This window comes from Wolbachia endosymbiont (group B) of Protocalliphora azurea (assembly GCF_947251865.1).
In the GTDB taxonomy this organism is placed as follows: Bacteria; Pseudomonadota; Alphaproteobacteria; order Rickettsiales; family Anaplasmataceae; genus Wolbachia.
The window spans coordinates 1,059,000-1,083,416 of the sequence record NZ_OX366394.1 but is presented as its reverse complement, the minus strand read 5'-3'; the positions used below and the strand labels follow the sequence as shown (position 1 = coordinate 1,083,416).

The window sequence follows — 24,417 nt, the reverse complement described above, 5'->3', positions numbered from 1 at the left end:
TTAAGAAATAGCACCATCAATGATTGTATTACATTCCTAATTCCTAGGTTCCTAAATCAGTAATTAGAAATCAGGAATCTAAATTCTGCGTGAGAGCTAGCTTTTTTGCCTACGTTCCTAAAAGCGTTCCTAGAAACCACATGTCTAAAGTCAGCCAGTGAGGCGGATTCTAGCTTCCTAAAACCCTTATATATTATATATATATAATAGTAATAAATAATAACAGTAATAATAAATATAAAATATATTGGATAAATAGAAATGAAGAAGACCTAGAGAGATTACCACAAAACATTACTTAAATTTAATGAAAAAAATACAACCTTGAGGCAATTGCATTTAGTGCGAATTTAAAGTGATTATACGACTCCAGGGTACAATTATACTACCAAGAACTAAGTTACTTATGTAAGGCAGCTTAAAACTCGATTATGAGGCATTTCTAAATTATCTTTTACCTTAAACTTTTACTTGCTACAAAAAACCTCAGCTTATTCTATCATATTTCTTATTTATTGTAAAATACTTTTTCAAAAAAGTGAACAGTTTTTGTAATTTCGGTGAATATATATCACCAGAGCTGGTTATTTTGGAGGTCTTATTGAAATATAACTATTTTCATCTAAAACTCTTAAGTTGAATTTTTAGGTAATCTCTATAAATAATTTGTAGATGAATCTAAAGGAAAAAAGTTTGGAGTTGCTGCTATAAAAGAAGAAACAGAAGCTACCTTAAAATGGAGACAAAGATCAAAATTTATTTATTTACGTCTCCAGGTTTATCTAGTATAATGGAGACAAAGATTTATGTTTTCACTATTTATTGGCAGATAGGGCTTTCTAAAGGGTGGTTCACCCCCCTTGAAATTAAAACAAAAGCAAGATGTCAAACACAGATAGCTCAACTACAAGCTGGTTTTTGTTGTAGTTATTTTCTCACTTTCTTTACTTGCTTTAATTAATTCATCAAAGTCAGATTCATGTAATTTATCTTGTATAACTCTATACTTTTCGTATTCTCCTTCAGCTAGAGCTTTTGCAACTTCAGCACTCAGCATCTTTAAGTACTTCATAATCATTGAACAATAGAAATGCATCCAACTTTTCAACCCAATTCTGCATTTTTATTAGCCGATGCTTTCTTGCTTGAAGTTCCGCATAATCTAGGAAACAATATGCACTCAACTCTTTTTCAGTCAAGTAGTTTTTTGCAGTACTCACATCACTCTTATGAATTTTGTTGCCAGAACCATCTTTCCATGTAGTTAGCCCAATATTTGGTTTTTTGTGGTCAACTCGAGAGCTCTGCTGCAGTTAGGCCATCAATATAATTTATTCTGTACTTTTGCATAAAATTGTTTTGTTATTTCTGAATTTGGATCATAGTCTGCAGAGCATTCAGCATAAATGTCAGTAATCTTCTGGTAAAACCTACGTTCGGATGCTCCTGATTTTTTCAAGTAATTCATTGAAGTAGTCTTTACCAAACTTTGGGCCGTTTTTTAGCCGTTCGCTATCTAATGCAAATCCTTTGATCTTTAAAATTTTCGTAGCCCATACTCTAAAAGATGTAGCCTTTTTAGAATTAACTCGATAACCAATAGCTATCCAAATTATAAAATTGTGTAGGGTACTGTTTACCATCCTCAGCAGTATTCCGGAAAATCCGGATAACTGAATCTTTATCTAACTCTTGACTAGCAAATATGTTCTGTAAATGCTCACTAATTGTTCTAATATTAACATCAAACAACTCCGCCATTCTTTTTTGTGTAAGCCAAATGTTTTCATCTCGATACAAAACATCAATTCTCACATCTCCATCTGGAGTTGTATATAATAAAATTTCGTTTTCATTTATTATCATATCTACTCTACCTTACTTCAAATAGCATATAGGTTATTTGTAAAAAAGACAAGCAACTGTAAAACTCTAAAAATAGAGAACTATCTACTTTATTCTTTAGCTGGTAAGCAGTTTTGAAATTATTTTAACTTTTTTTCAAAAAATCCCGGAAAAAGTAGTAAGAAATCCGGTATATATATATTATAGAAGGGCATTGATGCAGTTTGTGGATGCGCTTCAAATACAAAAACTTTAAGTGTCAATCCGAAACTCGGCAAACAAACATTGAGTAGATTTGTATTTTTTTAGATAAGGTAAAAACTTCGTTTTAAAGCTAGATGTGATTTTATAGATAATTAACAACAGCAATTCACCAAAGAACGCACGTAGTACCCTCTAAAATTTAATTAAATGGCATTGTCGGTAATCTTACTACTGCAGAACAAATCTCCGTTTAAGTCTAACACGATTTTTATCCTTTGCAAAAAAAAAGTGAACAGTTTTCGTAATTTTGGTGAATATATATAACAAGAAAACAACTTTCTGCAGTAGCACATGATTCTCGAATTTCCGTTGTTGGCCAACAAAAAAACTATAAACCGCTTTTTGATAGTACGTTCGAGGAACCAAACGATATTTTGGAATCAGTGCTACTTATAGTTTTAAATAATGTCAATCCTAACACTGGACCTCGGTAAACAGACAGGCTGGGCAATTCTAACAGATGGAGTAATTGAAAGTGGCAGCAAAAGCTTTCATGGTAGCCGTTTCAGTGGAGGTGGAATGTGTTTCTTAAACTTTCGTAATTGGCTTAATTCTTTGAAACATGAGTTCACTGCAGTGTATTTTGAAGAAGTGAGAAGACATCTAGGAACTGATGCAGCTCATTGCTATGGTGGTTTTCTTGCAGTGCTGTCTGCTTGGTGTGAAGAGAACAATATTCCTTACCAAGGTGTTAATGTTAAAACTATAAAACGCTTTATAACAGGCAAAGGCAATGCAAGTAAGAGTGAAGTTATTGAAGCGATACGTGAAAAAAGTTTTTCACCTAGAGATGATAATGAGGCCGATGCTTTGGCATTAATGTTCTATATTAGTAAAGATATTAATAAGACAAAAACCCATAAAAAGTGGGTCCTTTCGGCCATAATGGCGGGTTTGGTGGGTTAGACCTCAGGCCTTCTTTAGCGTCAGACATATTTTGAATATTAACCTTTTAATTATTAAGAATTTAAATTATATGAATTTAGCAATCCACTACTATCCTGTTGAAAACCTCGTCGAATATAAGCGTAATCCTCGTAAAAATGATGACGTAGTAAATAGAATGTGTGCTTCAATCAGGGAATTCGGCTTTCGTATACCAATAGTTGCAAAAAGCGATGGAACTGTGGTTGATGGTCATTTAAGACTTAAAGCAGCAAGAAAACTTGGTATGGAAAGTATTCCAGTAGTCCTCAGTGATAATCTAAATGAACCACAAACCAAAGCTTTTCGATTGCTGGCAAATCAATCAGCTAATTGGGCAAAGTGGGATGATGAGCTTTTGAAAGTAGAAATTCAAGAGTTAGAAGATTTACAGTTTGACTTAAAAATGACAGGGTTTGAATTAGAAAAAGTTCAACATTTCCTTGATGATTTAGATAGTGAAAAAGAAGATCTTTCTGACTTAGTTGTTGATGACAAAAAGGTAGAAATAACAAAACCAGGTGATTTATGGATTTTAGGTGATCATCGAATCTATTGTGGTGATAGCTCTGTAGTTGAATCATATAAAGCGCTGTTAGATGATAAAATGGCAGACATTACTGTTTGTGATCCTCCATATAACGTTGATTATGGTAATAGCCAAGACAAAAAGATATTAAATGATAATCAAGGTGAAAAGTACGAACTTTTTCTCTATGACATCTGTTCCCATATTTTAGCATATACGAAAGGTGCAATTTACATCTGCATATCATCATCAGAGTTTTCAACGTTGCAAAAAGCATTTGAAGAGGCAGGAGGAAAATGGTCAACATTTATCATTTGGGCAAAGAATCATTTTACGCTAGGCAGGTCTGATTATCAAAGACAATACGAAGCAATGCTCTATGGATGGAAAAGCGGCAATAAACGTGAGTGGCATGGTGGTAGAAATCAAAGTGATCTGTGGTTTTATGATAAGCCAACGCATAATACACTACATCCAACGATGAAGCCAGTAGAGCTAATGGAGAGAGCAATAGTAAACAGCAGCAGACCAGGAGACATAGTACTTGATCCATTTAGCGGTTCTGGAAGTACACTGATTGCATGTGAGAGAACAGGAAGAATTTGCAGAACAATAGAGCTAGATTCAAAATTTGTAGATGTAACCATAAAACGTTGGCAAATATATACCGGAAGAGATGCCATTTTAGCCGGTACTGGTAAAACTTTTGCAGAAATTCAAGGAGAAAAACAGTAGGAAAAAAGTGAAAATTACACAAACAGAATGGGCAAGAGAGATAGGAGTATCAAAGCAATATGTCTGTTATTTAGTAAAGAAAGGAATAGTTGAGTTGGAGGATGGTTTGATCAATAGAGAACAAGCAAATGAAGCAGTAGCGGCAATAAGAGATCCAAGTCAGCCACTGAGGAGGAAAAATCCAGAAAACGAAAATACAAGTAACCTTTCCACGATGTTGCTAAAAACTAGAATAAAAAATGAAATGGAACGTGGTAAACTGCTTGAGGCAAAAGCTAGGGCTGAGATTGGTGAACTTGTAGCAGTAGAGGAAGTAAAAACTGAAGCATTTAATGTAGCAAGAGTTGTCCGTAATAATCTGCTTAATATTCCAAATAGAGTGTCAGCACTACTTGCATCACTGAGTGACACTGAAAAGATTCATATGGCGCTAACCGAAGAGATTACAAACTCATTACAAGAATTATCTAATATTAAGTTTTAAATAATGTCTGCTAACTTAAGTTTAGAATTAATAAAGTGTCTAACCTGGATTAGATGTTAATGTCAGAGGATTAAATGGAAAGACACCGCTACATTATGCAGTAGAAATTAACGAGCTTAGTATGGTTGCGCTCTTACTCAATAGGAAAAATATTAATCCACTGATCACTGATGATGATGGTAAAAGTGCGCTCTCTTGTGCAAGAAAAGATAGCTTACTTCATTTAGCTGCGATGTTGAATGAAGCAAATGCTGTAAGGTTTTTACTCAACAAAGGAGTTAATGTTAATGAGCAGAATGCTTTACTACATACACCGTTACACTTAGCATCAGGAGCTGGACATGAAGAAATTGACCTTACCCAGAAAAAGTAGACAGGTAGTTAAGACGTTTTTTTCATGAAAATGATGAATCAAATTTTTCAGGAATGCAATAGTTAATAGTAGAATGTCTACGTTGTTTGTTATAAAAAATTTCTATGTATTCAAATATTGCGGTTCTAGCTTGTTGTGCGGAGTGTTGTGAGGTATCAATGAGTAATTCCCTCTTTAGTGAACTAAAAAAGCTCTCCGAAACAGCATTATCGTAACTTTGTGACTCATGCTAGAAATAATACTTTTTGTATTCAGTAAAAATCTCTAATTTTTAGAGGTGTACTGTGATCCTTGATCGCTATGAAATAGTAGATTTTTAACGGGTTTGCGCCTATCAACAGCCATCAATAAAGCATCTATAACTAATTGCTTATTTATTGAATTACTCATTGACCAACCAACTACCATGCGTGAATATAAATCTATTATTGCTGCCAAATATAGCCATCCTTCGTTGGTGTTTATGTATGTAATCCCATATCTTGTTTGGCTGATCAGTGGTGAAATTCTGATCCAATATGTTAGGAGTTATAACTCTATTGTCTGTTTGAAGTTTCTTAGTCTTAAACCTTCGTCTAAGTTGGGCTTGAATGCCATTTTCCTGCATAACATTTTGCACTGTTTTGATGTTATAATTTTTACCTAAAACCTTTAATTCAGCGTGGAGCTCCGTATCTGCATTGTGACGCTTGATATATCTTTTGAATATCTTTTATGAGCTCTTCTCTTGTTGATTTTTTATTACTTTTTTCCTTAGAAATCCATTTATAATAACCACAAGCAGATACGTTCAAAAACCTGCATAGCTCTCTTATTTTACAGCAGTTTTCATGCTCTTTTATAAAAGAATATTTCACTCTTTTTGGTTTGCAAAATATCCCAGGGCTTTTTTTAAAATATCTCTTTCTCTAGTTACTCTTGCCAGTTCTTTCTTTAAATCAAACTTTTCTTTGTCGCAATGAGCTACTTTCCCTTTTCCTGGAAACGCATCTACTCCAGACATTCTATCATTGTATGTTTTTACCCATCTGCTTAATGAATCACCGCTAATACCCAAATCTCTTGCTATTTTTGCTGATGATTGACCTGTTTCTTTTACTAGTCTTATAGCTTCAATTTTGAATTCTGCTGTATATTCTTTTCTTTTTGTCATACTACACCTCTTTGAAAAAACGTTTTATTTTACTTCAAAAACGTCTTAACTACCTGTCTACTTTTTCTGGGTAAGGTCAATTTTTTATAACAAACAACGTAGACATTCTACTATTAACTATTGCATTCCTGAAAAATTTGATTCATCATTTTCATGAAAAAAACGTCTTAACTACCTGTCTACTTTTTCTGGGTAAGGTCAGTACAAAATTACGCAAAATAACTTATCTTCCAGAGTTGGTAGTTGTGATCTTCTACCATGGCACTTTTTCTGTTTTTCAAGTTTTTTCCACTCAGACCTCACTTTTTCCACCACCTTTTCAAACTCCTCTATAGTTAAACCTGTTATATTACGAAAGTTTCTTGGGTGCTTCTTCATTTTATAGTAACTAAAGCTCATTTTTTACCTTACTTGATCTGCTTATTCTTCTTCTACCTCTCTTACATCACTTTTTCAATCACCTTTTGCAGAAGGTCTTGAGATGAAAATAGTTAAGACCTATATTTGATATCACTATTATAAGAGCATGATGCTTTAAAGGAGTGGAAAACTGCTGAAGTTTTACAGCAAACCTGCATATAGCTGTTTCATACCAAGTTTCATTGGTAGTAGAACAAATGAAAAAGAGCTCTTTTTCCCTCTAATTTGGAGAGTTAAGCAAATTTATAACTTGTTCCATTTTTTTCCAATAGTGAATGTTTGGTATAAAACATTGTTAATTTAAAATAATTGTTGAAGTACTTATGATATTGGCTTACAATGAGCTGAGCACGTATGTTATTAGGTATAAAGAAATGGACAATAGTATAGTTCTCTTCTTGTTAAATTGTTTGAAGAACAAGCTTAAGTCGTTGTTCGATGTTAGTAGAAGTTTGAATGAACAGGTGGATCAATTGCAATCTGTAGCGCTAGCGACAAAAGATGAATTTATTCAAAAGTGTTCCAGTGATAATGATTTTAGAGCTTTATGGAGTTTGTGCTACAATCTGAAAGAATCCTCCGGGCTTGTGTCTTTCAATGCTGAGGATTTTTATAGGCTTGTTTCCTCTGGTGAAGCATTAGGATCAATACCACGATTTGATTCTAATAAGCAGGATTTTGTTAGTCTTTTGGAAAGCTTTTCTCAATCTATCAGTACTTTTTCTTCTATGGTAGAGGGTTTGGAGACTTCCATTGAGAAAGGGGATCGCTTGTACTCTTCCTTCAAAAAGCTAATCCATTCTGTCCGTGATGCTTCGTCAGATGTTTCTAATCTGCTCAGATTTGCCAAATCGGAAAGTAAGGAACAAGTCTTTCGTCGTGCAATTGATCTGTGTTTCCTGGAGATGGAAGGAAGAAAAGTACCTAGGGACATGGGTGCTACTTCTAGAGAGAAATCAAGTTCAGAAAGTAGACCATTCTCTTCCAAAACAGCTGGTAGCGATGAATATAGGACAGTACGTTTTACACGACAAGACTCTTCAAGTAGGAGTGAAAGTTACCGTAAAAGGTTGGATTCTGAAAACTATAAGTCAGTCTCTAAGGACACAGGTGCTATTTCTAGGGAGAAACTAAGATCAGAAGGCAGACTATCTTCGTCTAGAACAGCTGATAGCGATAAATGTAGGACAGCCTCTCTTACACGACAAGACTCTTCAAGTAGGAGTAAAAGTTACCGTAAAAGGTTGGATTCTGAAAACCATAAGTCAGTCTCTAAGGACACAGGTGCTATTTCTAGGGAGAAACTAAGTTCAGAAGGCAGGCCATCTTCCTCTAGAACAGCTGATAGCGATAAATATAGGACAGCGTCTCTTACACGACAAGACTCTTCAAGTAGGAGTGAAAGCTATCGTGAAAGGTTGGGTTCTGAAAACTGTAAGGCAGTCTCTAATGGTGTGGGTGCTATTTCCGAAGAGAAACCAAGTTCAGAAAGTAAATCATCTTCGTCCAGAGCGGCTGATAGTGATGAACATGGGACAGTGCTTTTTACACGACAAGACTCTTCGAGTGGTAATGAAAGTCGTGGAAAGGTGAGAAATAAAAGATGTGAGAGTTTTTCTGATGTTGGCAAGCCATATGATAGAGTAGGAGGCAGAAGTGGCCGTCAAGGTTTTGCGGATAGAGATCACTTTTCAGTGTACCAGCCCCCGCTTTATTTCAACCGTCCACCTGCATTACATCCATTTTTTAGGCCCTTTCACCCCTTTCCTAATCGTTTTCGTCCACCTTTTCAAGGCTTCCCATTTCCCATGTCACGTCACCAGTTCTTGCCTAGTTACCATAGCATGCCTAATCTTTCTAGACGTCCTAATGTTTTTCCTACTTCTCCTCCTGTTTCAGATATTGTTCATGGTAGTACTTCTTTCTTGTACGGTAGTAGTTCTTGCTCTAGAAATGTATCCCCTCTTGCTAGCTCTACTACTAGTATAAGTAATATTGATTCTGATGAAAATGTATCACCTGTTGCTAGTGTAAGTAATGTTGATTCTATATCCTCTCTTTCTGATAACGTTCCCTCTGGTATGTTACAGGACGCACAATGTTGTCAAGAATCTAAGAAGGATCTTGCGCGGTAAAATATCACTTATTGTGAAGAGAGGTCTTGTTGTTTCTGTTCTTGATTTTTTCAGTTAACCTTGTCTATGTGGGTTGAGTTGCATGATGAGCTTGCCTCTTTACATGTATTAACTGCTTCAAGGCATGTAGGATATTACTATTTTTGTATCCGTTCAGGAGATTGGCAGAATAGGATAGACAAGGAATCTAAAAAGATAACCATAGAGCAAAATATATTAAACCTTTTAGATGTATGGCCCCAGAATATGATGGCATGGATTAACTATAAACAACTCTGGAGATTTTGTCCACTTTGTACATATGAATTCAAAAGGTGTTTAAACCCTTGAGAGTTTTAAGTCTTTTCGCATAGTGATAGGCTATAACGAAGTTATAGAGATGCTCTTTAAGTTGTTGATGTGACTTATAGTAATATTTCTTGACTGTTGAATTGTGTTCTATTCAATAAGCTCAACCTGCCCATTAGTTGACTGGTGGCTGACTTTTGTTAAGCGATGTTCGATATTATTTTCTTCATAAACATGATCAAATATATGTTTGAAAGCATAATTATGGTGCATTGAATGGTTTGAGCATCTTTAGTGAATGAGCGTTTTTTCCACTTAACAATAGTTTTGGAGTTGAGGTTATAGTGTTTAGAGAGTTTTGCTATACTATCTTGTATTGCTCTAAGAACCCCAGTTATGGATTAGAAAACAGATAAAAGTAGAATTAATAAAGAGGGAAATAGGGTAAACTCAAGTATTTTAGCAATAATTTAAGAGGTTACCCATGAAGAAAGATATTTTACTGCTGCGTCGAGGATTTTTGTCGTGTAGTAGATGAAAATTTTGCAAATAAGTTCTTATCAAATGGCAAAAAACCAACCAGAAATAGCGCACTCAGAAATACTAACCATAATCCTGTTATACCACCAATCGCCATGTAAAAACTTCAAGGCTTTTTATCTTTGTTACCTTAAGTTACTCTATAGATCAGAATTTTCAAAGATGCCTTCATATCACAGATTTATTGCCTTAAAGCCGAGAGTTTTACGGATTACTTCTTCAATGGTTCTGCGAACAAGCGAAAATCTTCCTACATTGACACTTCTACGATTGCCGTTTGCCACAAAAAAAGAATCTCTAGGAACAAAGTTTTTGATGGTTTAGCAGAAATTGGTAAGAGCACGTGTGGTTGGTTTTTTGGCTTTAAATTGCACTTGGTGATTAACGAAATTGGAATCACTTACTCTAACCAAAGGTAACGTTGATGACAGAAAACCTGTGCCAACTATAACTAAAAGACTGACAGGACTTTTGTTCGGAGATAAAGGCTATATCAAGAAGGAGCTCTTTGAGGAACTCTTCGATAGAGGTTTAAAGCTTGTCACTAAAGTGAAAAAAGGCATGAAAAACGCACTAGTCTCACTAAAAGAGAAGATTTTATTGAGAAAAAGGTCGATTATTGAGACAGTCTTTGGTTGTTTAAAAAATAAATTTGAGCTTCGGCACAGATCGCCAATAAATTTTCTGGTACATATTTTTTCTACATTAATTTCATATTCCATGCAGTCAAAAAAGCCTTCTATTTCTAAGTTTTATTGCCTTGGTTAATCCATAACTGGGGTTTTAGTATTTTACCCAGGAGTACTGAAATGGCACGAACATCGACATTTGCACAGAAGTTGGAAAAGTAGTCAAGTTGTATCTATAATAAGTTAAGTACTTATATTTAGATCCTCATATATTATATTAATAATAGGTTAAAATGTATGAAATAAAAAGAAAAGGACTTGCTTTCTCATGCTAAAAAGGACATGACTTGAATAGCAGCAGGTAAATATAAGAAATTTGTCTGGCGCTAGAAAAGCTAATTTTGTGAGGTATGAAATGAGTTTTAGCAAGAGTAAGTTTTTTAAAGAAGTATCAAGTAACGGGTTTAAAAACATTAATAAAAGAAATGAAGAAGGAGAGACGATCTTGCATCAAGCAGTAGAAATCTCTGATTACAAAACAGTAAGGTTATTAATAAAAAAAGGAGCAGAGGTTAATGCAAGAGACAAAAATGGTTATACACCTCTGCACTGTGCAGTATTCGCAAAAAGTTTAGAAAATGTAAAAGTGCTGCTAAGGTCGGGAGCAGAAGTAAATGCCACTCAATATGTCACTGGATGTACGCCACTGCACTCTGCGTGCAAAATAGGAGGAGCAGGAGTTGAAATAATAAAAGAGCTGGTAAAGGCTGGAGCTGAAGTTAATCAACTGAATAAGTACGGAGCAACGCCAATGTATTACATATGGGAAAGTGAAAAGTATCGTCTATGTGATAGCAAAGAGAGTGAAAAGGCGAGTAAATTTTTGAGAGAAAAAGGAGGAATAACAAAAAGTAGAGAACTGACCTGCTATGGAATAGAGGGGCTAGTGGGAGAAATAGCAGACATGTTGAATGGAAGCTACATGCCGGAGCTAAAAATAATAGAGATAGGAGAAATAAGGAAAAGAGACAAATCACTAATAAAGGAGGAATGTCAAAATTTAGCAAGCAAGATAATAAGCCAAGTGAATGAAATGATTAATGAGACAGACTTAAGGTGGTAAATGGGTGGGGTAACTAAGATGTTCAATTTAAATAAGAGATTGGAAAAATTAAAGAAGAATTCATTTTATGTAATAAATGAAAAAGACGAAGGTGGTAATACAGTATTGCATCTAGCAGCACAATTCTCTGATGAAAAAGTAGTCAAGTTACTGATAGAAAGGGGAGCAGAAATAAATATAGAAAATAATAGCGGAGATACACCGTTACACCTAGCAGCATTTCTGGGAAAGGTAGAAAATATTAAGGCACTGATAAAAGGAGGAGGAGAAGTAAATGCTAAAAATGATGGAGGATATACGGCATTACATTGTGCAAGCATGATGAGCTGTGAAAAAACGGTAAGGGAGCTAATAAAAGCAGGATCAGATGTAAATACTAGAAATTATATAGGAAGGACGCCACTACACGGAGCAGTATTTATGAGGGAGATAAAGAACGTAAGAGCAATATTAGAAGCCAGGGGAGATGTAAATGAGAAAGATGATAAAGGATATACACCGATAGATTTGGCATATATGGGAAATAGCGAAGAGATCATGAGAGAATTAGTAGAAGGTTATGGAAGTTGATTGAGAAAAGGAAGAAAATGGTAGAAAAGGAAGTGTTGTTATTAGAGAGAAAATCGTTATCAGAACTGAGAAAAATATGGAAGAAGGTATATGGGGAAGAGGCACCTAAACATTCAAAGAAATATCTGATACCAAGACTATCATATAGAATGCAGGAGGAAGCATATGGAAAAATGTCAAGAAAAGGGTCAAAAAGACTAGAGTATCTGGCAGATCGACTAGAGAAGGGAAAAAGAATAAGTAGTGACAAATTGCCAGTAGCAGGAACAGAGCTAATATTAGAGAGAGGGGAAGAAACACATGCGGTAATGGTAACAGACAAGGGTTTAATCTACCGAGAAGAATTTTTCACATCATTGTCAGCAGTAGCCGGAAAAATAATGGGAATGAGTTACAACGGACCTTTATTATTTGGAATGCGTGATAAAAATGGAAGTTGAAAATGCTAAAAGAAGTAAGATGCACGATATATACGAGAAAGTCAAATGAAGACGGTCTAGAACAAAAGTTTAACAGTTTAGATGCGCAGCGAGTAGCATGTGAAAAGTACATAAAGAGCAGAGAGGGTTGGGTAGTATTGGCCAAAAGGTACGATGATGGAGGTTTCTCAGGAAAGAATTTAGAAAGACCAGCAATAAAGGAATTATTTGAAGATGTTAAAGGAGGAGAAGTAGATTGTGTGGTAGTGTATACTCTGGATAGGCTATCAAGGGAGACAAAAGACAGCATTGAAGTAACATCATTTTTTAGAAGGCACCGAGTAAATTTTGTAGCAGTAACGCAGATATTTGATAATAATACGCCAATGGGAAAGTTTGTACAAACAGTGTTATCAGGAGCAGCACAGCTAGAAAGAGAGATGATTGTAGAAAGGGTAAAAAATAAAATAGCAACATCAAAAGAGCAGGGATTATGGATGGGTGGAACTTTACCGCTTGGGTATGATGTAAAAGATAAAGAATTAATAATAAATGAAAAAGAAGCAAAAATAGTAGGGCACATATTTGAAAGATATTTGGAGCTAAAATCAATGGCAGAATTGGCAAGGGAGTTAAATAGTCAAGGATACCGGACAAAATCAGATATCTTTAAAAAAGCGACGGTAAGGAGAATAATAACAAATCCAATATATATGGGAAAAATCAAACATTATGAAAAAGAGTATGAGGGAAAGCATGAAGCAATAATAGAAGAAGAAAAGTGGCAAAAAGCGCAGGAATTGATAAGGAATCAACCATATAGAAAAGCAAAATATGAGGAAGCACTGCTTAGGGGAATAATTAAGTGCAAGAGCTGTGATGTGAATATGACACTGACATATGCAAAAAAGGAGAATAAGAGATATCGATATTACGTATGCAACAATCATTTAAGGGGAAAAGGTTGTGAATCAGAAAACCGAAATGTAATAGCAGGAGAAGTAGAAAAAGAAGTGATGAGGAAAGCGGAGCAGATATATGAAAATTGGAGAGAAAAGACCGAAGAAAAATGGGAAAATTTAAGTTTTGGAAAGCAGAAAGAAGTAGTGAAAAAGTTAATAAAGGGAGTAATGATAAGAGAAGATGGAATAGAGGTACATTCTGAGTCAGAGGAAACATTTATACCAATAAAAAAGAAAGGAAATAAATGCACAGTAGTAGAGCCAGAAGGGAAAAAAATAAGGGAATGTTCAAAAAAGTGTGTCAAACCGAAAAAAAAGTAATAAATTGATATAAAAAATGGAGGTTTGATATGAGTCAAGCAAATAGAACTACTGGTTTGGTAGATTATAAAGAATTAGAAACAAATATCCTGTCATCTATACGAGAAGGAAGACCATTGACAGGAAGAGATGGAGCATTAACACCGTTTATAAAAAGGCTGCTAGAGGCAAGTCTGGAAGGTGAAATAGAAAGCCACATGTCAGCTAAAAGTGAAGAAAATAACCGAAGAAATGGAAGGAATGCAAAAACTTTACGTACAAGTTCAGGCTCATTTGAACTATTAACACCAAGAGACAGAGAAGGAAGCTTTGAACCGCAAATAGTCAAAAAAAGGCAAACAAGCCTACATCCAGAACTTGAAGCAAAGGTCTTAAGTACATACGCCAGTGGCATGGGATACAGAGACATAGCTTCACACGTTGAGGAAATATATGACCATAAAATATCAGCAGCAGAGATATCCAATATTACTGATAAACTGCTACCAATAATCAATGAATGGCGCAGCCGTCCATTGCAATCAGTGTATCCAATAGTGTTCATGGATGGCATGTTTTTTAAGGTCAAGGAGGACGGACATTGCGTAAGTAAATGCATGTATAATATATTGGGTATAAATCAAAATGGCAGAAAAGAAGTATTAGGTTTTTATCTGGCTGAAAGTGAGGGAGCTAACTTCTGGTTGGGAGTTTTAAATGACCTCAAAGAAAGAGGAGTAGAAGATATTCTGATTGCATGTGTAGATGGGCTAAAAAGCTTTCCTGCAGCCATCAACAGTGTATTTCCCAGTGCAGAAGTGCAGCTATGTATAGTACACCAAATAAGAAATTCTCTGAAATATGTATCCAGTAAAGATGTAAAAGTTTTCATGAATGATCTGAAAAAAATATATCGTGCTTCAAGTAAAGAAATTGCTGAGAATTATCTGCTTGAGCTGGAAGAAAAATGGGGAGAAAAGTATCCTTTAGTTATAAAATCCTGGCGGGAACGTTCAAAAAAGTGTGTCAAGCCGCATTTTTAGTTCAACTCAATTTTCAATCTATCTGGAAAGAAAATATCAAGTTGAGACATAGTTAAAGCCCAATTAGGGAGAGCCATAATCCACCTTTGCTCTACCTTTTTTATAGCACAATATACCTGTTTGTACAAGGCATTTGTACTAGTAAATGAACCCTTAGTTTTAGTAAATTTCCTGATTTGTCTATGCAACCCCTCAATTGGATTAGTGGTGTAAATCAGCTTCCTAACTGGCCCAGAATACTTAAAATAACTGGATAAGTTTTCCCAATTGTTCTGCCAGGATTTTATAACTAAAGGATACTTTTCTCCCCATTTTTCTTCCAGCTCAAGCAGATAATTCTCAGCAATTTCTTTACTTGAAGCACGATATATTTTTTTCAGATCATTCATGAAAACTTTTACATCTTTACTGGATACATATTTCAGAGAATTTCTTATTTGGTGTACTATACATAGCTGCACTTCTGCACTGGGAAATACACTGTTGATGGCTGCAGGAAAGCTTTTTAGCCCATCTACACATGCAATCAGAATATCTTCTACTCCTCTTTCTTTGAGGTCATTTAAAACTCCCAACCAGAAGTTAGCTCCCTCACTTTCAGCCAGATAAAAACCTAATACTTCTTTTCTGCCATTTTGATTTATACCCAATATATTATACATGCATTTACTTACGCAATGTCCGTCCTCCTTGACCTTAAAAAACATGCCATCCATGAACACTATTGGATACACTGATTGCAATGGACGGCTGCGCCATTCATTGATTATTGGTAGCAGTTTATCAGTAATATTGGATATCTCTGCTGCTGATATTTTATGGTCATATATTTCCTCAACGTGTGAAGCTATGTCTCTGTATCCCATGCCACTGGCGTATGTACTTAAGACCTTTGCTTCAAGTTCTGGATGTAGGCTTGTTTGCCTTTTTTTGACTATTTGCGGTTCAAAGCTTCCTTCTCTGTCTCTTGGTGTTAATAGTTCAAATGAGCCTGAACTTGTACGTAAAGTTTTTGCATTCCTTCCATTTCTTCGGTTATTTTCTTCACTTTTAGCTGACATGTGGCTTTCTATTTCACCTTCCAGACTTGCCTCTAGCAGCCTTTTTATAAACGGTGTTAATGCTCCATCTCTTCCTGTCAATGGTCTTCCTTCTCGTATAGATGACAGGATATTTGTTTCTAATTCTTTATAATCTACCAAACCAGTAGTTCTATTTGCTTGACTCATATCAAACCTCCATTTTTTATATCAATTTATTACTTTTTTTTCGGTTTGACACACTTTTTTGAACATTCCCATCCTGGCAGAACAATTGGGAAAACTTATCCAGTTATTTTAAGTATTCTGGGCCAGTTAGGAAGCTGATTTACACCACTAATCCAATTGAGGGGTTGCATAGACAAATCAGGAAATTTACTAAAACTAAGGGTTCATTTACTAGTACAAATGCCTTGTACAAACAGGTATATTGTGCTATAAAAAAGGTAGAGCAAAGGTGGATTATGGCTCTCCCTAATTGGGCTTTAACTATGTCTCAACTTGATATTTTCTTTCCAGATAGATTGAAAATTGAGTTGAACTAAAAATGCGGCTTGACACACTTTTTTGAACGTTCCCACAAATAATGCACTACTGAAAGCAGTGGTGAGAGCTCACCTATGGAAACGTCAGCTAGAAGAGGGAAAGTATAGAAGTGTTAAAGAGATGAGTGCCAAAATTAATATAGGTACAAGACGTATACAGCAAATTTTGAGATTAAATTATTTAGCTCCAAAAATAAAGGAAGACATAGTAAATGGGAGACAGCCAAGAGATTTGAAGCTAGCTTATTTAAGAGAAGTACCAATGTTATGGAGTGACCAATTGGAGAAGTTTTACGGCTTAGAATCTCAATTTACAAAAGCAATAGGCAATGGAAAAGACTATGTGCCAGAAAACCAATACTTTAAAACAAAGAATTAAGGTAAACTAGTTTTACAGGAACTGATACTTAACTATGTAATAAAAATAGTGATAATCTTAAACATACATATGAAACGATTCCAGAACTCCAAAGTTATTGCGTAAGAACCTGATAGCCCTTCTCCCGCTGAATCATGTGGTGGGTCTGATAAAACCCCAACTATGGATTAGCCAGCAAAGAAAGGCATAGAAATAGAGGGCTTTTTCGACTGCATGGAATAGGAAATCAGAACAGAAAAAACATGAATTAGGAAATTTGTTGGCGATCTGTGTCTTGTGTGCTCAATCTCAAATTTGTTTTTCAAGGAGTCGAAAACAGTCTCAACAATCGATCTTTTCCTTAGTAAAATCTTCTCTTTAAGTGAAATGAGTACGTTTTTCATACCTTTTTTTACTTTAGTGACGAGTTTTAGGCCTCTATCAAAGAGTTTCTCAAAGAGCTCTTTCTTTATATAGCCCTTATCTCCAAACAAAAGTCCGGTCAGTCTTTTAGTGAGAGTTGGCACAGGTTTTCTGTCATCAACGTTACCTTTGGTTAGAGTAAGTGATTCCAATTTCATTAATTACCAAGTGCAATTTAAAGCCAAAAAACCAACCATATGTGCTCTTACTAATTTCTGCCAAACCATCAAAAACTTTGTTCTTGGAGATTCTTTTTTTGTGGCAAACAGCGATTGTAGAAGTGTCTATGTAGGCAATACCTGTCATTTTTGCTTGTTTGCAGAACCATTGCAAAAGTAATCCATAAAACCCGTGATTTAAGGGCGATAAATCGGTCATATGTTGGCAATTTAGAAAACTCAGATTTATAAAGTGGCAGATAAAGTAGGTAAAAAGCTTTGAAACTTTTGCAAGGGGATTGATGATATAATAGAATTATGGTGAGAATTTCCGAAGTCCGTTATTCTAGTGGGTTTTCTTCCTTTTGATAGGAGCATATTAGCAAAATTATCATCGACTGTGCGACAAAAATCCTCGACGCAACAGTAAAGTTCTGTAATATCTTTCTTCATGGGTAACCTCTTAATTATTGATAAAATACTTGAGCTTACCCTGTTTTCCTCTTCTTAGCTGCACTTTTATCTCTTTATTTAATCCATAGTTGGGGTGATAAAGGAAATTCTGTAGGTATCACAAAAGTCAATTCAATCAAACACAAAAGGCTATACCTATAAAAGAATAAACATCAAGAGAGAAAAATAATTTCTTTAGAAGAATCTCTAAATTATTAAGTCAACACTTATCCCCCTACTATTTCTTCTCACCTTGAGAGTATAGTTTATACCTAAGAAAATCTTACTTTGAAGATACATCAATTTTTTTACCCTCCAAGACCTTTCTTTTGTTTACTAATTTTAGTTGACTTCATTAACACACTACTATTTCTTTCGAAGCTCCCACCTTTTGCAGCTGGTCTAAACTATCGATTGGCCTCATAAGAGTAGATGGGACACCTGATTCTTTCACTACAAAATTTGATTGTTTAATAGTTTCAGCTGACTCTATAAGTATTCTACCGTTTCTTTCAAAACCTTTATCGTTAACAGCTTGTAGAACACTTTTTCCTCCTAAAAAGCAGCTTTCTCCTAGACTTGATTTATCTTTTAATTTGTTAAACTTCTCCTGGTTCTCTCCATCAAGCTTTACTTTTATTATATTACTATCACTAGGATACAGATGAATACTAATCTCGCCTACTTCAGTGGTAAAGGACATTTCAATGCTATCTCCTAAGACATCTGTATAATTTCTTTTTCCTCCTATATTTTCAACTCTTACTATACTCTCTCCAATCTGTAGGATGCTACTTTCTATACTAAAGTTTTCATTCACCTTACTATTCATAACCTTTCCAACTTCAACAATACTGTTTTTTGGCCACCTAAAAAGAACAAGATTGTTATCTACTTCTACTTGCAGATCATCATCTTGAACTTGTTCATTCTTATTTATTAAACCTTCATATGCGATACTTTTCAGTTTGTCCTTAATTTTTTTACACTCTGTAAAAATAGGCTCATCACTTCTCCACATAGTTTCACCTATCATTCTATCATTGTAAAAATCAGACTCTATTTTTGCACCTGCTAATAGTAGCTTATTGACAATATTGAATAAAGGTTCTAAAGCCTCTTCCCACTCATCTATTGCCTCTTCCCCATTGTCCTTATAACGTGATATAGTAGTAGGAGTTATACGCATAACACTGCTAGCATTAGCAATGTCAATTATTTTTTTAAATATAAAATTCGACACACTACGTTCATAGTGATCACAGCGTAAATTTAGCTTTATTTTTCTTTTCAAATGTTCATCTATTAAACGTTCCATCTTTTCTAGAGTGACCTTTGCAGAACTTTCGTATCTATTTTCATGAAACTCTTTCATTATACTTTCCATCTTGTCATGAAATTCATCAATCGAAACTTTTTCGCTTTCAGTTAACAGATTTGCTAAATTCATTAAAATTGAGTTCTCTGGAATAAAAGAACTTTCAACAACAGTATTGTTGTCTTCAACAACGGACTCATGCCAGTCATCAGTTTGTTCTTGATCTAACAATGATGGACTAGGCTCCAGAGTTTGCTGACCAAAACGTTCCATGTGCTGTTCTTCAGTAGCTAATCCACCATTTGCATGAACTTGCTTAGTTCCTAAAATATATTCTAATATCATAATCCCTCAATCTATAGATATATTATGTACATAATTAGCATGAATAAAAGCTAATGCAAGTATAATTTTTCTAATACCAATTTCCGTTAGTTATGAAACACATGAAAAAGAGCTGTTTTTGCCTATAATTGAGAAGTTAAACAAATTTATCATTTGCGTTCCCAACAATGAGTGTTGGTATTAGCTGCATGATGCATACGCTACTTTTAAATTTGATCAAACTTAACTAAAAAAGTAGTGATTTTCAATAATTTACCTACAATCTAATTCATAGTTGGGGTTAGAACAGTGTTACAGAACTTGATTATATACTAAAGCATAATCACTCTAGATGCAAAAGTGGTTAGCTGCATAATTTACCTAGCAATTTCTCCCCTAGAGTCAGAAACTCTTCTTAACTCTTCACGTTCTGTCCATTTGTTGTTAGACTCGCTTATTACTTCAGGATGCATTAATCCACCAGATCTAGCAAAAACACCTTGATCTATAGCTTCAATAACCGATAAACCTCCCAATAAGCAATTTTGCCCTATTTCTTCATGACTTGCTATTTCTTCAAATAGATCTTCATCGCTCACTTCTACTCTTATCAATTTTTTATTGTTCTCATCAGGATATAATCTAACTTCCAATTCTCCCAAACTAGTATAGAAAGTTAATACTATACTGCTGCCTTCTGTAAGATCTGTATAATTCCTTATGCCATCTTCAGTTTTAATTTCTACTTCACTATTACCAATCCTTACTATATTTCTTCCACACTTTACATCCCCATCTGTGAGACCTAAATCCCTTACCCCATCTGTTATCTTTATAATGTCTATTTTACTATCTTTAGAATATTCTAAGTAAAAAACGGAGTTGTCTACTCTTACATCTTTTAGCTCGCTATTGGTTGCATTTTTTGCGATTTCAATAAACTTATGAGAATTGCTAACATAATCTATATAAGCTTTTTTTAGGTTAGTTTTATGCTCTTTAAATTCTGGTGTCAGTGTGTTAGCATCAACTGTATTACCAAACACTGCCCCTTTTGATACTAATTGACATATTATATTACTAGCAACTTTAGGATTTTTTTCCAACTCACTGATTTTTTTCATCACATAATCGGTAAAAGTGTATTCATTACCTGAAAAGAAATCTTGTGAAAGAGAATAGTTTAATCGTACACCAGACTTTATAGCATCGTTTACAATCTCTTCAAGTTCAGCCATATTTTGAGCTTGAAACATCTTATCAGAAAACTTATTTAACTTCTCCTTTTGATTTGAGGTTAAATTAACGAGTAATTTGCTGACCTGTCCTTTCTTTTGCTGACGATAAATAATATTTTTATCATAATCTAATGCTCCTGCTTCTAGAAATATTTTTCTTAACTCTTGAGCAAGATCTTCATTGTCCCAAGCAAAACGTTCAACATATGAGAACACTTTTGACTCACCCATTCCGTGCCGAATATTTAGCACCACTTTTAGGTCTGAGTCTCTTTTATGCTTACTTAAAAACTCCTTTAAATTTTTAGTGCAGTCTGAATCTAGTGCAAGTAAGTCATACAATTCCTTATTCATCTTTTTCTGTTTATCAGTTAAAAATAATTCTTCTATATTATAGCAGAGTTTATTAGTTGCTATTTGTTGTGGAGTTTTACCCTTTCTACTTGTTATATTAGGGTTAGCTCCTTTTGAGAGGAGAGAGTTTGTATTATCGTAATGACCTTTGGCAGCAGCAAGGCATAATGGTGTTTTTCCTTTATTATCTTGTATGTTAGGATCTGCGCCTGCTTCTAAGAGTAAATCTATAGCCTGATTTCCTATGCGACGAAATCCACCAATATTTGCTCCTGCAATCGCATGCAATACTGTTGATTGAGATTCTCCTCTTCTTAGGTTAAGAATCACTTTTAAATCTTTATTGTTTTTATTATCATGTAAAAATTCTTCAAGGGGCTCAGTATTATCAAATGAACCACAGTTAGAAGCTAAACATTTTAGAGCACTAAGTAACTTTTTGTTTAAAATTTTTTGACTTGGCGTAAGATCATGGTCCAGAGCAAACCAAACACAAATTTGTTCACTTAATCCAAGTTTGCTATCTATCAAAGATAATGGTTCATTATAGTTTCTGACTGATGGTAAGTCTCCTGAGTACCACATATCATTCATCAGCTCATTTAATAAATGCTCTTTAGATGATAGATGTTCTATAATGGACTCATATTCGAAATCATATAGTTCTGATTTGGATTTTGGCTTTAGTAGATTGATGATAGATTTTACCATCCCAGTAGACTCACTCATACTTACCCCTTAAGCTAAGATATATGATATATTGTATGCGATATGTAACATTAAGTCAATAACCATAATCTTTTTACTGCTCACGTCGTTAAGCTTTTGTTAAGTTTTTATGGTGAGTAACAATGGAGTATATAGAGAGGTTAAAAGTTGCTTATGACTCCAAATTTGAGCTAATTTTACTATAAATCAACATGGTTAAGACCTATACTTGATATCACTACTATAAGAGCATGATGCTTTAAAGGAGCACGGAAACTGCTGAAGCTTATACAGTAACCTGCGGAGCCACTTCAGCAGAATAAACAAACACATGCCAGTATTAGTAGAGAATTATTTATAAGTCAACTAACTTTTTCAAAAATATTTTAGCAAGAACATCAGTGTTGTGAAAAAAAGTTCAAAACCTTCCAGCCTTGGTAACTATTTACACAATACATACTTTTAGCTCTTAGCTATCTAAGGAATTCACTGGAGATTGATTACTATAAATGTAATTCATATTATGCTTAGTAATAAATGTATCGGAAAACGAACTTTTAACAGCACTCCATGTACTCGTATCAGGATCATTTTGTTTTCCTTCTATAACTTTGTCACAAAACTTCCCGACAGCATAACCTACTTAAGATGACTATTTCTTAAGACTAGATCACTGATTAACTGCTCGAGATAGACCTGCTTGTTTAACATAAGGTTGTTGGAGACTACCTGGCTGTTGACCAAAAGCAACCACAGAGCTATGTCTTACATCTACCTCTACAAACTCATTACCAATTTTTATAAGGGAACCTTCATCTGTTGCACCTTTATTAAAAACAGCATATATCAGTTTCACTTTGCCAGCATCAGTAATTACCTTATACGCTTCACCTTCTTTATATCTTTTCAACTGGTCCTTAGCATCTTTTTCTTTTTTATCCAATTCTCCTTTCTTAGCAAATTTTAGCTCTATTCCAACTGGGGGGTATTCTTTTTTTTGATCAGTAGCATTTATAACCAAAATAACATCCAACTTCTCTCCACCACCTATTTGAAATTCAGTAATAACTTTTATATTATCTTCTCCGTAGCTACTAAATAAACCATGCAATACAGCTTGAAATGTAGCCTCATTGCTTATTAATGATTTGAAAGGATGTAGTATATGAGAAATTTCTTCAAATAGTTTTTTGTAATCATCATATTTACCAGATTCTATAGCTTTGCTCAAAGCTGCTTTAAATTTTTTATTTTCCACAATTCGAGTAAAATTACCTTGTAAAATTTCTTTACCTCTTTTGTATTTGTCCAATGAGTCATACGTATTTACTGTAATTCCCTTATTCTTATTACAGTACTGATCAAATGGATTCTTATTACTAGGCGTACTGTATAAGTTACAGGTTATTTCTTGTATCTTTATGTCATTGACGTTTTGAATTCTCCTAATATTTTCAATAGGAATTCCTTTATTATCTGGCACTCTCAATGCAAATTCATTTTTTTCATTTATGTTGAGTATAAGCACCTTCTTACCTAAAGTTAGCACTATAGTTGTAACACAATCCTCAATACTTTCTTTTGCTGCTTCTGGGCGTTTCTGTGATCCAGTAACCATTTTATCATTTTGATCATAAATAAAAATATGTTTACCTAACTTTTCACGCTTAATAATATTAGAAATAAGTACTAGCTGACCTAAGATCATTCTGCTGACATAATTAATATTATCACTTCCACCATTGCTCCAAACAATTCCATAGTAAAGATACTCTAGCTGTGTTCTTATCACCTCAGCATTCGCTGCTTCAGTGCCAAGTAACTTTTCTATTACAGAATTACCTTCTCGACTAAGAAAATTTTCTACATCAATTTTAACATTTTCGTGATGAACCATGTCAAAATTTAATCCTACACAAATAGCTTCATTAGCTATAGTAATCATTCTTATAGAGTTAGAAAAAGAGCCCTTAACATAATCTTGTGCTTGCTTCAATGCTTTTATCACTGTACTTATCTCACCAGTACCTGCTTTAAGCTCAATAATAATAGGAATAGAGCTTAGCGACTTATCAGAACCGCGCACAAGTAAAATAATGTCTGCGTAACCTTTTCCAGCAAATAATTCGAGATAAAGTTTTAGGTGAAAACGATACTTAAAATTTATCAAAAACCCAGCTAAAAACCCATGATGACTTGATTCTTTACCGCTAAATAGAGTTTCTTTTTCATATTTCTTATAGACATTTGTAATATAATTAAACATTCTTCTAGCGTTCTTTTTTACTTCTTCGAAATCTTGATTACTCAATTTTGAAATTAAGCTCTCTAGGTCTTGTTGGTCACGATCTTTTTCTATTTCTGTAAAACCTTTTTGTGAATAATCAGTCTTTTTACTAAAAGCTGGATCAACCTTTCCGTACTTTACTTCTTTTCCTGTAATTGTTATTTCATGCTCTTCTTTTTCTAGTTTATCAAACTCTGCTCCCATTTTCCATTTCTGTGCTATTTTTTCTAACTCTCCTTGAGAGAACTTTAGATGCATGTTACCATCAACTTGATCAGACATCGTTATACACTTAAGTCCCTCATTAGTTAATATAGCTATTTTTAAAGTTCTATTATCATCAAAACGAAAATGAAGTTTTTTAATACCAATTTTAGTAGCAAGTTCTGTGTCTAATACAGTAGCAAACATACCAAAAAAGAAACTAGGGAAAAAGCCTGGCTTTCCAAGTCTAATACAGTAGCAAACATACCAA

Annotated in this window: 15 protein-coding genes and 10 pseudogenes; 13 read left to right on the top strand and 12 right to left on the bottom strand. The window is 34.4% G+C overall.

The features are described 5' to 3' along the window. Positions 1-904: 904 nt before the first annotated feature. The 4 genes and pseudogenes from OPR35_RS07565 to OPR35_RS07550 form a co-directional block, all read right to left on the bottom strand. On the bottom strand, positions 905-1,072 hold the full coding sequence (locus OPR35_RS07565) for a hypothetical protein (protein WP_231115926.1): 168 nt from the start codon (positions 1,070-1,072) through the stop codon (positions 905-907). Further along, a complete protein-coding gene (locus tag OPR35_RS07560) occupies positions 1,044-1,274 on the bottom strand; it encodes a virulence RhuM family protein (protein ID WP_265025028.1) in 231 nt (76 codons plus the stop codon). The genes OPR35_RS07565 and OPR35_RS07560 overlap by 29 nt, the downstream gene beginning before the upstream one ends. Positions 1,275-1,321: 47 nt before the next feature. Next, positions 1,322-1,643 (bottom strand): annotated as a pseudogene (gene rhuM, locus OPR35_RS07555) (RhuM family protein). Beyond that, positions 1,585-1,866, bottom strand: coding sequence for a hypothetical protein (locus OPR35_RS07550; protein ID WP_238580394.1), 282 nt, complete (start codon positions 1,864-1,866; stop codon positions 1,585-1,587). Before OPR35_RS07550 ends, rhuM begins: the two are co-directional and overlap by 59 nt. 648 nt (positions 1,867-2,514) lie before the next feature. Here OPR35_RS07550 and OPR35_RS05100 point away from each other — a divergent pair. The 4 genes and pseudogenes from OPR35_RS05100 to OPR35_RS05085 form a co-directional block, all read left to right on the top strand. Next, positions 2,515-3,015: a crossover junction endodeoxyribonuclease RuvC gene (locus OPR35_RS05100; RefSeq protein ID WP_265024759.1), complete on the top strand. Its 501-nt coding sequence runs from the start codon at positions 2,515-2,517 to the stop codon at positions 3,013-3,015. Positions 3,016-3,085: 70 nt separating this feature from the next. Next, entirely contained in the window at positions 3,086-4,297 is a 1,212-nt protein-coding gene (locus tag OPR35_RS05095; protein WP_230609160.1) for a DNA modification methylase, read from the top strand. 7 nt (positions 4,298-4,304) lie between these two features. Further along, positions 4,305-4,781, top strand: a complete 477-nt coding sequence (locus OPR35_RS05090) for a hypothetical protein (RefSeq protein ID WP_230609162.1) — start codon at positions 4,305-4,307, stop codon at positions 4,779-4,781. 3 nt (positions 4,782-4,784) lie between these two features. After that, positions 4,785-5,133, top strand: a pseudogene (locus OPR35_RS05085) (ankyrin repeat domain-containing protein); the annotation flags it as partial. Positions 5,134-5,176: 43 nt separating this feature from the next. On the opposite strand, the pseudogene OPR35_RS07545 reads toward OPR35_RS05085, so the two are convergent. Then, positions 5,177-6,307, bottom strand: a pseudogene (locus tag OPR35_RS07545) (IS3 family transposase). A gap of 201 nt (positions 6,308-6,508) precedes the next feature. Beyond that, positions 6,509-6,706, bottom strand: a pseudogene (locus OPR35_RS05065) (IS5/IS1182 family transposase); the annotation flags it as partial. A gap of 395 nt (positions 6,707-7,101) precedes the next feature. On the opposite strand from OPR35_RS05065, the gene OPR35_RS05060 reads away from it, so the two are divergent. Then, the gene (locus tag OPR35_RS05060; RefSeq protein ID WP_230609167.1) at positions 7,102-8,862 is read left to right on the top strand and encodes a hypothetical protein; all 1,761 of its coding nucleotides are present in this window, start codon (positions 7,102-7,104) and stop codon (positions 8,860-8,862) included. A gap of 225 nt (positions 8,863-9,087) precedes the next feature. On the opposite strand, the pseudogene OPR35_RS05055 reads toward OPR35_RS05060, so the two are convergent. Then, positions 9,088-9,417: pseudogene (locus tag OPR35_RS05055) on the bottom strand (IS481 family transposase); the annotation flags it as partial. A 227-nt stretch (positions 9,418-9,644) separates the two neighbouring features. On the opposite strand from OPR35_RS05055, the pseudogene OPR35_RS05050 reads away from it, so the two are divergent. The 6 genes and pseudogenes from OPR35_RS05050 to OPR35_RS05025 all read left to right on the top strand — a co-directional run. Continuing rightward, positions 9,645-10,458: pseudogene (locus OPR35_RS05050) on the top strand (IS982 family transposase). Between the two features lie 276 nt (positions 10,459-10,734). Continuing rightward, complete coding sequence (locus tag OPR35_RS05045) at positions 10,735-11,442, top strand: ankyrin repeat domain-containing protein (protein ID WP_230609168.1); 708 nt, start codon at positions 10,735-10,737, stop codon at positions 11,440-11,442. After that, positions 11,443-12,012, top strand: coding sequence for an ankyrin repeat domain-containing protein (locus OPR35_RS05040; RefSeq protein WP_019236409.1), 570 nt, complete (start codon positions 11,443-11,445; stop codon positions 12,010-12,012). It begins immediately after the preceding gene. A gap of 17 nt (positions 12,013-12,029) precedes the next feature. Then, positions 12,030-12,452 (top strand): DUF2924 domain-containing protein, encoded by a 423-nt coding sequence (locus OPR35_RS05035; protein WP_019236408.1) that lies wholly within the window; start codon positions 12,030-12,032, stop codon positions 12,450-12,452. Positions 12,453-12,454: 2 nt separating this feature from the next. Continuing rightward, positions 12,455-13,714: a recombinase family protein gene (locus OPR35_RS05030; RefSeq protein WP_265024757.1), complete on the top strand. Its 1,260-nt coding sequence runs from the start codon at positions 12,455-12,457 to the stop codon at positions 13,712-13,714. 29 nt (positions 13,715-13,743) lie between these two features. Next, positions 13,744-14,700: pseudogene (locus OPR35_RS05025) on the top strand (IS256 family transposase); the annotation flags it as partial. A 32-nt stretch (positions 14,701-14,732) separates the two neighbouring features. Here OPR35_RS05025 and OPR35_RS05020 read toward each other — a convergent pair. Then, entirely contained in the window at positions 14,733-15,965 is a 1,233-nt protein-coding gene (locus tag OPR35_RS05020; protein WP_265024688.1) for an IS256 family transposase, read from the bottom strand. Between the two features lie 71 nt (positions 15,966-16,036). On the opposite strand from OPR35_RS05020, the pseudogene OPR35_RS05015 reads away from it, so the two are divergent. Then, positions 16,037-16,321: pseudogene (locus tag OPR35_RS05015) on the top strand (transposase); the annotation flags it as partial. Between the two features lie 34 nt (positions 16,322-16,355). Next, positions 16,356-16,628, top strand: a pseudogene (locus OPR35_RS05010) (recombinase family protein); the annotation flags it as partial. 239 nt (positions 16,629-16,867) lie between these two features. On the opposite strand, the pseudogene OPR35_RS05005 reads toward OPR35_RS05010, so the two are convergent. From OPR35_RS05005 to OPR35_RS04990, 4 genes and pseudogenes are all read right to left on the bottom strand, one after another. Beyond that, positions 16,868-17,713: pseudogene (locus OPR35_RS05005) on the bottom strand (IS982 family transposase). Positions 17,714-18,068: 355 nt separating this feature from the next. After that, positions 18,069-19,376, bottom strand: coding sequence for a hypothetical protein (locus OPR35_RS05000; RefSeq protein WP_265024756.1), 1,308 nt, complete (start codon positions 19,374-19,376; stop codon positions 18,069-18,071). A gap of 356 nt (positions 19,377-19,732) precedes the next feature. After that, positions 19,733-21,676 (bottom strand): ankyrin repeat domain-containing protein, encoded by a 1,944-nt coding sequence (locus OPR35_RS04995; RefSeq protein WP_264336127.1) that lies wholly within the window; start codon positions 21,674-21,676, stop codon positions 19,733-19,735. 649 nt (positions 21,677-22,325) lie between these two features. Continuing rightward, entirely contained in the window at positions 22,326-24,353 is a 2,028-nt protein-coding gene (locus OPR35_RS04990; protein WP_265024755.1) for a hypothetical protein, read from the bottom strand. Between the last annotated feature and the right edge of the window lie 64 nt (positions 24,354-24,417).

Excerpts from the sequence above, each read along its gene's own strand:
- OPR35_RS07565 (WP_231115926.1), bottom strand. The coding sequence starts at position 1,072 with ATGAAGTACTTAAAGATGCTGAGTGCTGAAGTTGCAAAAGCTCTAGCT.
- OPR35_RS07550 (WP_238580394.1), bottom strand. The coding sequence starts at position 1,866 with ATGATAATAAATGAAAACGAAATTTTATTATATACAACTCCAGATGGA.
- OPR35_RS05100 (WP_265024759.1), top strand. The coding sequence starts at position 2,515 with ATGTCAATCCTAACACTGGACCTCGGTAAACAGACAGGCTGGGCAATT.
- OPR35_RS05095 (WP_230609160.1), top strand. The coding sequence starts at position 3,086 with ATGAATTTAGCAATCCACTACTATCCTGTTGAAAACCTCGTCGAATAT.
- OPR35_RS05060 (WP_230609167.1), top strand. The coding sequence starts at position 7,102 with ATGGACAATAGTATAGTTCTCTTCTTGTTAAATTGTTTGAAGAACAAG.
- OPR35_RS05045 (WP_230609168.1), top strand. The coding sequence starts at position 10,735 with ATGAGTTTTAGCAAGAGTAAGTTTTTTAAAGAAGTATCAAGTAACGGG.
- OPR35_RS05040 (WP_019236409.1), top strand. The coding sequence starts at position 11,443 with ATGGGTGGGGTAACTAAGATGTTCAATTTAAATAAGAGATTGGAAAAA.
- OPR35_RS05035 (WP_019236408.1), top strand. The coding sequence starts at position 12,030 with ATGGTAGAAAAGGAAGTGTTGTTATTAGAGAGAAAATCGTTATCAGAA.
- OPR35_RS05030 (WP_265024757.1), top strand. The coding sequence starts at position 12,455 with ATGCTAAAAGAAGTAAGATGCACGATATATACGAGAAAGTCAAATGAA.
- OPR35_RS05020 (WP_265024688.1), bottom strand. The coding sequence starts at position 15,965 with ATGAGTCAAGCAAATAGAACTACTGGTTTGGTAGATTATAAAGAATTA.
- OPR35_RS05000 (WP_265024756.1), bottom strand. The coding sequence starts at position 19,376 with ATGATATTAGAATATATTTTAGGAACTAAGCAAGTTCATGCAAATGGT.
- OPR35_RS04995 (WP_264336127.1), bottom strand. The coding sequence starts at position 21,676 with ATGAGTGAGTCTACTGGGATGGTAAAATCTATCATCAATCTACTAAAG.
- OPR35_RS04990 (WP_265024755.1), bottom strand. The coding sequence starts at position 24,353 with ATGTTTGCTACTGTATTAGACACAGAACTTGCTACTAAAATTGGTATT.